General features: G+C 69.7%; 7 protein-coding genes. 1 reads left to right on the top strand and 6 read right to left on the bottom strand.

What is annotated here, in order from left to right; genetic code table 11:
* The 6 genes from AB0927_RS40520 to AB0927_RS40495 all read right to left on the bottom strand — a co-directional run.
* Positions 1–2,177, bottom strand: a 2,177-nt coding sequence (locus tag AB0927_RS40520; RefSeq protein ID WP_366672880.1) for a ricin-type beta-trefoil lectin domain protein, incomplete at its 3' end; no start/stop codon positions are given.
* A 128-nt stretch (positions 2,178–2,305) separates the two neighbouring features.
* Positions 2,306–3,823, bottom strand: coding sequence for an arabinofuranosidase catalytic domain-containing protein (locus tag AB0927_RS40515; RefSeq protein ID WP_366672879.1), 1,518 nt, complete (start codon positions 3,821–3,823; stop codon positions 2,306–2,308).
* Between the two features lie 473 nt (positions 3,824–4,296).
* A complete protein-coding gene (locus tag AB0927_RS40510; RefSeq protein WP_366672881.1) occupies positions 4,297–5,058 on the bottom strand; it encodes a carbohydrate ABC transporter permease in 762 nt (253 codons plus the stop codon).
* Positions 5,059–5,162: 104 nt separating this feature from the next.
* A complete protein-coding gene (locus AB0927_RS40505) occupies positions 5,163–6,143 on the bottom strand; it encodes a sugar ABC transporter permease (protein ID WP_366672878.1) in 981 nt (326 codons plus the stop codon).
* Between the two features lie 24 nt (positions 6,144–6,167).
* The gene (locus tag AB0927_RS40500; protein ID WP_366672877.1) at positions 6,168–7,409 is read right to left on the bottom strand and encodes an ABC transporter substrate-binding protein; all 1,242 of its coding nucleotides are present in this window, start codon (positions 7,407–7,409) and stop codon (positions 6,168–6,170) included.
* Between the two features lie 58 nt (positions 7,410–7,467).
* Positions 7,468–9,411: a beta-L-arabinofuranosidase domain-containing protein gene (locus tag AB0927_RS40495; protein ID WP_366672876.1), complete on the bottom strand. Its 1,944-nt coding sequence runs from the start codon at positions 9,409–9,411 to the stop codon at positions 7,468–7,470.
* A 237-nt stretch (positions 9,412–9,648) separates the two neighbouring features.
* Here AB0927_RS40495 and AB0927_RS40490 point away from each other — a divergent pair, with 237 nt between their 5' ends.
* Positions 9,649–10,689 (top strand): LacI family DNA-binding transcriptional regulator, encoded by a 1,041-nt coding sequence (locus AB0927_RS40490; protein WP_366672874.1) that lies wholly within the window; start codon positions 9,649–9,651, stop codon positions 10,687–10,689.
* Positions 10,690–10,829: the final 140 nt, after the last annotated feature.

Raw genomic sequence — 10,829 nt, 5'->3', positions numbered from 1 at the left:
TTACCGCCGCTGTAGACGGTGAGCTGCCCGCTGGAGGTGCGGGTGAAGAGCTGGTTGGAGCCGCCGTTGCAGTCCCAGATCTGGAGCTGGGTACCGGGGGTGGTCGTCGAGTTGGGCACGTCCAGGCACTTGCCCGCACCGACGGCGTGTATTTCTGCTGGGGTACCGCTGCCGGTGCCGCCGGTCACACCGGCCTGGGCGATCACCTGCTGGGCGCCGGAGGGCCAGTTCGTTCCGCTGACCTGGACGTTGCCGGTCAGGACATTGTTGTGCGGCGAGCCCGTGGCGACCTGGGTGGCGCCGCCGTTGTACCAGTTGCCGGAGAACGTGCTGTCGTTGGTGTTGTTGGTGCCGCTGGCGTTGGTGAAGGCCCACACGCCGGAGTCCTGGATGACGTTGCCCGTGAGGTTCACGTAGCGGGAGCCCTCGTCCAGGTAGAGGCCGACGGTGTTCTTGTTGTCGTAGATGTAGTTGTGGTCGATGCTGGCGCCCGGGTTCGCCGAGAGGTTGTAGATGCTCCCGCCGTCGTGGAACACCTTCTTCGTTCCGTGCACCAGGTTGTAGCTGACCACGGTGTTCTTCAGGGTGGTGGCCGTGGTGTAGACCGGCTGGTAGTCGTACAGGCCGCGGTTGACGTAGTCCTGGCTGCCGCCGGGGTCGTTGGCGCCCCAGCCCCAGCCGACGTCGATGCCGTCGTAGGCGAGGTCGGAGACCTCGTTGTGGGTGATCACCGCGTGGGTGACGTAGGTCGACAGGATGCCGGCCATGTCCTTGTAGTCCTTGGCCACATCACTGATGCGGTTGCCCTGGATGGTGATGTCCTGGTCGGTCATGGCGGGGTTGGACGGGTGGTGGGCGTCGGGCTGGACGCCGCCGACCACGATGCCGGCGCCGGAGTCGTCGTTGAACGTGCTGCCCGAGACCGTGATGCCCGAGGCGCCAAGGCCCACGCCGGAGGCGTGCGCGTCGGCGTCGTTGCCTATGCCGAGACCCACCTGGCCCAGGTGCGCGAAGGTGTCGCCGGTGAAGCTGACGCTCTGGGCAGCGGACACCTGCACGGCCGCCGGCACCTGGTTCCAGCTGTTACGGGCGGCTTCGAACAGCGGGCAGCCCGACTGGCAGGACGACATGAAGTCCGAGGGCTGTGTAAAGGAGCGCGCCAGGAACGTGCCGCTCTGCTCGTCGGCGTAGCCGACGCTGGTACCGGGCTGCAGCCAGGTCGTGTGCTGGAAGGAGATGCCCTGGAAGGCGAGGTCGTGGGCGCGGTTGCTGTAGGTGCCGCTGATCTGCAGCAGCGAGGTCAGGCGCGGCAGTTCGATGTCGTGGGAGGCGGGGGACCAGCCCGAGGGTGCCTTGTAGTAGAGCTGTCCGGCCTGCGGGTCGAGGTACCACTGCCCGGCGCTCTTCAGGAAGGAGTAGGAGTTCTCCAGTTGCAGGCTGCCGCCGGCGAAGGGGCTGGCCAGAGTGTCGTAGCCCCAGTTGTTGTTGTTCCACGCGGGCTGCTGCATGGTGATGGTGCTGCCGCTGATGGACTGCACCGGGGCGTAGCGGTCGGTGAAGGAGTTCTGGCTCTCCAGCTCGATCCGGTTCTGCTGCGGCAGGGAGGCCAGGTAGTTCAGCGCCGAGTTGGCGATGGTCATCCCGGTCGCCGTGATCCGCACGTCACTGCGGGAGATCGTGATCGCCGCCCGGGGCGCCAGCGATCCGTCGACGTAGAGCTGCCGCGAGTCCGTGCCTGTCGGCACCGACGCGGAGTAGATGTTGTTCGCGGAGTCCTTCAGGGACCACCCGGTCACCTGCTGGCCGCCCGAGATCACCGGACTCGCGCCCGGCGCCGCCTGCCAGACGACCGTATGCCCGTTGGTGCCGGAGTCCGCGGCGCCGAGGACGAGCGGTGCGGACAGACGGTATGTGCCGCCGGCCAGCTGCACCACGATGTCCCCCGTCATGCTGCCGTTGACGGCCTCCACGGAGGACTTGGCCTGCGTCAGTGAACAGGGATCCGATGCGGAGCAGGAGGTGCCGCTGCCGGTCGGCGAGGCGTACAGGGTGGTCATGGTGGTCGCGTGGGCCGTCACGGCGGGCACGGCGGCCAAGGCGCCGGCGGCCAGGGCGGTGACGACTGCGCTTCTCAGCGGCCGACCGCCGTGCGGGCGTCCGCGGGGGATGAGCCTCATGGTTAGCTCTCTTCGAGTGGTGAGGATTCAAGGCGGGACACGGCCTGAGGGCGGCTGGGGTCCCGCGCGGACGGCTGCCGCGCCGCCGTCCGCGCGGGTCCGGGCTCAGTCGCGGCCCGGGCGGGTGGTCAGCCGCGGGTCCACTTCTGGTTGCCGGCGCCGGTGCACTGCCACAGCTGGACCATGGTGCCGTTGGCGGTGCCGTTGCCGCTGGCGTCCAGGCAGAGGCCGGACGCGACATTGGTGATACTGCCGTCGGAGTTGAGGTTCCACTGCTGGTTGCTGCCGCCGTTGCAGTCCCAGATGATCGCCCGGGTGCCGTTCGTCTTGCCGTTGGCCTCGTCGTCCAGGCACTTGGTGCCGTAGACGCGCAGTTCCTTGGCGCCGGTCGGCGTCCACTGCTGGTTGGTGCCGCCGTTGCAGTCCCACAGTTCCGTCTGGGTGCCGTTGGTCTGGCTGAGGTTGGGGACGTCCAGGCAGCGGTTGGCGTTGCTGTTGCGCAGCACGGTGGCCTGGCCCCCTCCGGAACCGCCGCCGTACGCGGCCGCGGTGATGCTGGCCTGCACCGCGTTCTCGGTGGCGTCCGACGGGAAGCCCGCGGTGATGGCGCCCTCGAAGAACTCCCCTTGCCCGGAGACGCTGTTGTCGCCGCCGGTGCCCAGCAGCAGGGAGCTGTCGGTCTTCATGGGCGAATAACCGGCCGGCAGCCCCCCGGAATAGGTTGTGGTCAGTCCACCGCTGGTGGCGTCTCCGTATTTCAACGTGAAATTGCTTGTTCCGTTGTTCTTCTCCCAGGCGCTGACGAATGGATGGAAGACGCCCTGGTTGCTGGAGTCCTTGTTGGAGCCGCTCCCGGTGTGGTACATGCCGTTCTCCAGGTCGGCCTCGACCCAGGGGCCGGTGCCGACGCAGTTGCCGAACCAGCAGGCGGTGCCCCAGTAGATGGCGTTCATGGTGGCGTTGCCGGTGTCGGTGTGCGTGTTCTCGCCGCTGCCGTAGTCGAAGCAGCACCACTGGTTGGTGAAGTTCGAGGAGGTCACCATGTAGATGCCCTCGGGCTGGGAGCCGGTGGGGGCGCCGCTGGCGTTGTCGACCCGGTAACCCACGCCGGGTGTCACCTTGACGCCGAAGACCTGGTGGCCGCCGGCGGTGACGGGCAGCGCCGCGGCGTCGGCGCCCACGTCCGCCCCGTTGGGGCCGGGGCCCTTCCAGTAGCCTCCCCAGGAGACGGGCATGTCGTTGTGCCGGCTGCTCTGGTCGTAGATCTTGGTGATCGTGCAGGAAGTGCCGGAGCAGAAGGAGGTCTGGGCCGACGCGTCGGCGTATCCGCCGGCGGAGAGCAGACCCACGTCGTGGTAGGCGTTGTCGGAGGCGCGCTGGACCTGGTACAGCGGTCCGCTGTAGGCGGCGAACAGCGCCCGGGTCGTGGAGTGCGCGGCGATACAAGGGGTGCCGCCGGCCGCGTAGATGTCACAGGGCAGCGATGACGCCGCGGCCGCCGGGACATGCGCCGTCCGCGCGGACGAGTTGCTCGCTACGGCCCGGCCGCCGGAGAACACCGCTGCCATCGCAAGGGCCAGCAGGATCACGGTGAGGGGTCTGACCCGGCGTAAGCCGGTGAAGAGGAAGAACCTGTCGTCGTACATCGGGGCCTCCTTCGGAGGAGAGGGGGTGGAACGACGACGTCCCCGCGGACCGGCACGTGAGATCGGGCGTGCGCGTGCCCGTGGCCGCTGCCGGACGACGAGCGGTGGCAGGGTCCGCCTTGTCGGCGCGGAGTTCTGTGCACGAACATCACCGCTTGACGGCCTGATGGTTCAGGCTCATGCGCGGTGCGCCGGCCGCCCCATCGCGGCCGGAACACCTCTGGGGCGAGGGGATCTTGGCATGGCGTCACTCCTGACGGGAGGGACGTGAGCGCTCACCCGGAGGAATGTGAGCGCTCACATTGAAGGTCACAGGGGTGCGTACACGGCCACCGAAACCCGAGCCCTGACGAAGCCGAAATGAGACTGACACATTCGCCATGCTCATCTCAAGAGGTACGACACAAGCCTTTGCCGACCGGGCGTTGCCGCGCCCCTCGCCCACTCGTCGCTCAGACCCTTGCTCCTCGCTGTCAGTCCTTGACGGCGCCGGCGGTGACGCCTGCGGCGACGTAGCGCTGGGCCAGCACGAGGAGGACGGTCGCGGGAATGGAGGCGACGACAGCGGTGGCCATGATGGCGTTCCACTCCTGGTTGTTGTTGCCGATGTACTTGTAGATGCCGAGGGTGATGGGGCGCATGTCGCCCCCGCTGTCGAGGGTGTTGGCGAAGACGAAGTCCGACCAGGCCCACAGGAAGCTGAACAGCGAGACGGTCACCACCGCATTGCGGCTGACCGGCAGGACGACGGAGACGAACGTGCGCCACACGCCGGCTCCGTCGACCTTGGCCGCGGAGAGGAGTTCGTCGGGTATCCCGGACATGAAGGCGGTGAAGATCATGACGCCGAAGGGCACGGCGATGGTGGAGTCGGCGACGACCAGACCCCACCAGGTGTTCATTATCCCGAGGTTGAGGAAGATGCCGTAGAAACCCATCGCCATGACGATGCCGGGGATCATCTGGGCGACGAGCAGCACCAGGCCGAGCGGTCCGGCGCCACGTGGGCGCAGCTTGGCCATCGCGTAGCCGGCGGGCGCGGACAGGACCAGGGTGATCGCCACCGTGCCCAGGCCGATCAGGAGGCTGACCCACAGGTACGGCAACTGGTCGTGCAGGACCGCGTGGTAGCCGCTGAAGGTGGGGTGCAGCGGCAGGAGATCCGGCGGGTCCTTGCGCATCCGGGCCTGCGGAGTGAGCGAGACGTTCACCATCCAGTACACGGGGAAGAGCATCAACGCGGTCAGCACGACCCCGACGACGGTCCTGCCGCTGAACGGCGTACGCCCGGCGCGACCGTGCGCGGACGTGGTGGTGGGCGGGTCGCTGGGCACAGCGGTCATGTGGTCTGCCTCCTTTGCACGCGGACGTAGACCAGGCCGAAGGCCAGGGCGATGAGGATGAGGAGGTTGCCGACCGCGGCGCCGCGGCCGAACTCCGGCAGCAGCGAGCCGAAGCCCAGCCGGTAGGACCAGGTGGCCAGCGTCGTCGAGGAATCCCCCGGACCGCCCTTGGTCGTGATCCAGATCAGGTCGAAGACCTTGAGCGTGTAGATCAGGCCCAGCAGCAGCGTGATGGCCGAGACCGGCCGCAGCAACGGGAAGGTGATCCGCCAGAACTGCTGCCGGCCGTTCGCGCCGTCCAGCGCCGCGGCCTCGTACAGCTCGGCGGGGATGTTCTGCAGGCCGCTGTGGAGGATGACCAGGTTGAACGGGATGCCGATCCAGATGTTCGCGATGATCACCGAGGTGAGCGCCCAGGACGGCGACGTCAGCCAGTCCACCCTCCCCACACCCACCAGGTGCAGGGCGTAGTTGACCACACCGGACTCGCTGTTGAGCATCCACGACCACGTGGAGGCCGACACGATCAACGGCAGCAGCCACGGGATCAGGAACAGCGCCCGCAAGGTCGGAGCCAGCCGGAAACCGCGGTGGAAGAACACCGCCAGCGCCAGCCCGAACGCGTACTGGAACACGATCGACACCAGCGTGAACACCATGGTGTTGCGCAGCGCGGTTCCGAAGGACGGGTCCTGGAGCACCTGGCGGAAGTTGTCCCACCCGGTGAACTCCGCACCTCCCTGGACGAACGACCGCACCGTGTAATGCCGCACCGACAGGTCGACGTTGCGGTACAGCGGATACAGGTAGAAGGCGCACAGGTAGGCGACGACCGGGGCCAGAAACCCCCACCCCGCCACCCGCGAAGAAGACAACCCCCGACGGCGGGACACCGGCGGGGCCGGCAATGGGGCATCACGATGCGCCCCGCGCGTGTCCGGCGGTCGCAGACGGCCGCCGGCCCGGACAGTGGTCATGCACGCTCCTCGATTCCGGCGCCGTCAGTCCCGGTGGTTCTCGACGGCCTTCTGGGCCGTCCGCAGCGCCGCCTGCGGGCTCTTGCCCCCCGACAGCGCGCCCTGGACCGCGGTCCACAACTGCTGAGAGATCACTGGGTACTTCGTGCCCAGACCACCACTGGTACGACCGCGCGCCGAGGCCACCGCGGCCTTCCACGGCCCCAGCTCGGGGTGCTTGGCCACCTGCTGGCCCTGAACCGCACTGGTCGGGGCGATGTACGACAGCGTGGTGTCGGTCGACAGCAGGTTCGCGTCGCTGGTCAGACACGACACGATCCTGGCCGAGGTGGTGTAGCGGGCGCTGTCCTTCTGCACGGGCACGGTCACGAACTCGCCGCCCGTGGGCGCCGGGGCCGCACCGCCGTCCTTGCCGGGAATGGAGATCACGCCGTACGGGAAACCCGCCTTCTTGGCGTTGCCCAGCTGCCAGGTGCCGTTCTCGCCGAAGGCGTAGTCACCGGTGGCGAACTCCTGCCAGCTGGTGGTCTGCGTGTTGGTCAGCACGTCGGCGGGGGCCAGGCCCTGGGACACCCAGTCCTTCCACAACGCGAGCGCCGCCTGGCCCCCCGCGCCGTCCAGGTGCGTCAGGTCGCCCTTGGCGCCCCAGAACCACGGCAGGAACTGGAAACTCCCCTCCTCCGTACCGATCGCGGAGAAGGTGATGCCCTTCTTGCCCGCCGCCTTCACCTTCGTCAGCGCCGCCGTCAGTGACGCCCAGTCCTTGATCGAGGCCGGATCCACATGGGCGGCGGCCAGCACGTCCTTGTTGTAGTACAACGCGAGGGTGTTGGCACCGATCGGCACACCGTAGGCCGCGCCCTTCGCGGTGCCCGCGCCCATGATGTTCGGCTGGATCGAGGACGTCGGCACCTTGACGTCGCTCATCTTGTTCAAGATTCCCGCCTGCACCAGGGTGGACACCACCGGGTTGTCCACCAGCATGACGTCCGGTGTGTTGCCCTGCTGCGCCGCCAGCAGGGCCTTGTTGCCCAGATCGGTGGTGTCGTAAGCGGTCCGCTTGACGGTCACACCCGCCTTGGTACCGCACGAGGCGACCAGCTTGCCCCAGTCCGAGGAGCCGTCGAACTGCGGGTAGGGGTCCCAGAAGGTGTACGTCCCCGAGGCGGACGACGAAGAACCGCCGTCGGAGCCGCCGCAGGCGGCCACCGCCGCGAGTGCGGTGCAGGCCGCGACGACGGTGAGGGCGTTGCGTGTTGTTCTCATGGCGATCCTTGCTCGGCGTGGCGTGGGTGGTGGGTGTGCGTGCCGCGGATGCCGTCGGCTAGCGGGTCGGGATCCAGACACGCATCGGGCCGTCGCTCCGGTTGGCCCAGGCGTAGTAGGGGATGGCGGTGAGCTGAAGCACGGTGCTGTGCCGCTGTTCGGGGGAGCTGGACGGATCCAGGTACGTGGCGTCGCGGTACGGCCACCAGCCGGGGTCCGCCACGGTGCGCCGGTGGCCGGCGGCGCTCACGGTGGTGACGCCGCCGAGGAGACCGGGGGCATGGTCCTCGGTGAGCGGTGCGCGGGGGTCGATGACGATGTCGTCCAGACCGCCGCCGGGATGGTCCACGCCCTCCAGGCAGTGGACGAGGGGGCCGCGCTCGATGGCGACGCAGCCCCTTACGGCGTCGACGCGGGGGTCGGCCTGGGTCAGCCGCGGCGCCGTGGAGAGGTCGAGCACGATTTCGTCGCCCGGTGCCCAGAGCCGCTCAAGGCGCAGCCAGCCGTCGGCCCCCGGTCCGGCCGCCAGGTCGCGGCCGGCCAGCCGGACCCGGTGGCCGGCCGACCAGGACGGGATGCGCAGGGACACCGTCCAGGGCAGGTCCGCCGGGCCCTCCTCGACGGTGACCTTGATGGTCCCGGACCAGGGGAAGTCGGTCTCGACGCGCACGGCCGCGCGCGTACCCGCGATCTCCCCCGCGTAGTGGCCGGTGGCGTACTGGTGCAGTTGCAGGCCGCCGCCGTCGGTGGAGGCGACGTAGTGCTGCAGGCTGGCCAGCAGCCGCATGACGTTCGGCGGGCAGCAGGCGCACCGGAACCAGCGGGTGCGGCGGGCCGACTGGTCGCCGCCGCCGTCGCTGTGGCCGTCGCGGACCTGCAGCGGATTGACGTACAGCCACCGCTCCCCGTCCAGGGACATGCCTGCCAGGAAGCCGTTGAAGAGCGTGCGCTCGATCAGGTCGCTGTAACGGGCGTGGCCGGTCAGCAGGGCCATCCGCCAGCTGAAGTGGACGGAGGCGACCGCCGCGCAGGTCTCGCAGTACGCCCGCTCGGTGGGCAGTTCGTAGGGGTCGCCGAAGTCCTCCTCGTCGTGGTGGGCGCCGAGGCCGCCGGTCAGGTGCGTCTTGGTGGCCACCATCGCCGACCACAGCCGTTCGCAGGCGGCCGCCAGTTGGTCGTCACCGGTCTCCGCGGCCAGGTCGGCCGCGCCCGCCAGCAGGTAGAGCTGGCGCACGGCGTGCCCCTCGACGTTCTCCTGCTCCCGCAGCGGCACCCGGTCCTGGCAGTACGCCTCACCGCCCAGCACCCCGTGCCCGTGGCGGTCGACGAAGTACGCAGCCAGGTCCAGGTAGCGCCGCTCGCCGGTCTCCCGGTAGAGCTCCACCAGCGCCGTCTCCACCTCGGGATGGCCGTCGAAGCCGTCGACCGCCTTGTCCCGCCCGAATGTCGCGTCGATCTGGTCGGCGAAGCGCACCGCCACGGCGAGCAGCTCCTTGCCGCCGGTGGTCCGGTGGTGGGCGATGCCCGCCTGGATCAGGTGGCCGGCGCAGTACAGCTCGTGGCCCCAGCGCAGGTCCCGGTAGCGGCCCTCGCCCTTGCCGGTCTGGAACCAGGTGTTGAGGTAGCCGTCCGGTTCCTGTGCGGCCGCGACCAGGGCGGTGATGCGGTCGACGTCGGCGGCGAGTTCCGGGCTCGGGGAGCCGGCCAGCTGCCAGGACGCCGCCTCCAGCCACTTGTAGACGTCGCTGTCCATGAACGGGTAGTCGCCGCGGAACTCCCCGGCCACGAGGCCCGCCGCCAGTCGCAGGTCGTGCAGGTTGCCGGCCGACTCCAGCAGCACCGGCCCCTGCGGGATGCCGACGCGGGCGTTGACGTCCCGGCGCTCGCGCCAGAAGCCGCTGAGGATGTCCGCCGAGCCGGCCGGACGCAGAGCGGTGCGTGCCCCCGGTGACAGCCGGACGGGGCCGGTGGGACCGGAGGATGACGGATTGCTGCGGGCCATGGATCTCCCTGGGGAAGTGCGGCCGGAACCGGGGCTGCCGCACCGCGGCACCCCCGGACGGCTTGGCGCGACCGTCCGCAGCCGACGGTGCCGCGTGCGCGAAAGTGAGCAATGGCTTTCCTGACGAAACCTAGAAGTGACCTTCGGACTCGTCAAGACATCTGCATCCCACGCTTTTTCCAGCTCATCACGCTTGGGATACGGTGGGCTTGCTGGCACTATGAACACATCCGGCAGATGAGCAAGGGATTGTCCGTGACAGAAACCGATCGTCGCCCTCCAGCGGGAGCCCGGGTGACTCTGGCCGACGTGGCGGGCCTGGCAGGCGTGAGCGTGGGCACCGCGTCGAAGGCCCTCAGCGGTAGCGGCCGGATGCGCCCCGAGACGCGCGAGCGTGTGCTCGACGCGGCTCGCCGACTGGAGTTCCGGCCCAACGAGGCCGCCCGCAGCCTGCTCGCGGGACGGACCTGGACGGTCGGTCTGGTCACCACCGACGGCATCGGCCGCTTCAGCACCCCCGTCCTGCTCGGCGCCGAGGACGCCCTGGGCGCCGGCAAGATCTCCGTCCTGCTGTGCGACACCCGCGGGGACGCCATCCGGGAACGCCACTATGTGGAGACGCTGCTGGCCCGCCGGGTGGACGGCATCATCGTCACCGGCCGCCGGACCGACCCGCGCCCCCCGCTCCAGGGGTTGCGGGGGGTGCCGACCGTGTACGCCCTGACGCCGTCCACCGATCCCGCCGACATCTCGGTGGCCTCCGACGACGAAGGCGGCGCCCGCCTGGCCGTGGAATACCTCATCGACTCCGGCCGCCGCCGTGTCGCGCACGTCACCGGCCCGGCGCACCACGCCGCCGCCCGCCACCGGGCCCGGCTGACCGAGGAGCTGCTCGAAGGGGCGTCGCTCGAACTGTCCGGCACGCGGGTGCACTTCGGCGACTGGAGCGAGGCGTGGGGGCGGCGCGCCGCCGCCTCCGTCCTGCGGACGGCTCCGGACACCGACGCCTTCTTCTGCGGCAACGACCAGATCGCCCGGGGCGTGGCGGACGCCCTGCGCGAGACGGGCCGCCGCGTTCCGGACGACATCGCCGTCGTCGGGTACGACAACTGGGACACCATGGCCCTTGCCTCCCGTCCCCCGCTGACCACCGTCGACATGAACCTCCCCGAGATCGGCCGGGTCGCCGCCCTGCGGTTGCTCGACGCCATCGACGGTCGGCCGCTCAGCGGCGTTCAGACGGTTCCCTGCCGGCTCGTGGTCCGCGAGTCGGCCTGACCGCTCCAGCCTGTGCGGGCCGCCCGGCACCGGCCGGTGCCCCTGGCGAGGGCGGCGGCCGGTGGCGGGGCGGGGGGCGGGCGGCGCCGGTGTGAGGGCGGGGGGGGGGTGCGCCGGTGGGGCGGCGGGGCGGTTTTCAT

This window comes from Streptomyces sp. NPDC048106 (assembly GCF_040706415.1).
Taxonomy (GTDB): Bacteria; Actinomycetota; Actinomycetes; order Streptomycetales; family Streptomycetaceae; genus Streptomyces.
The sequence above is the reverse complement of the archived record's forward strand: the minus strand, read 5'-3'. Positions and strand labels throughout refer to the sequence as shown.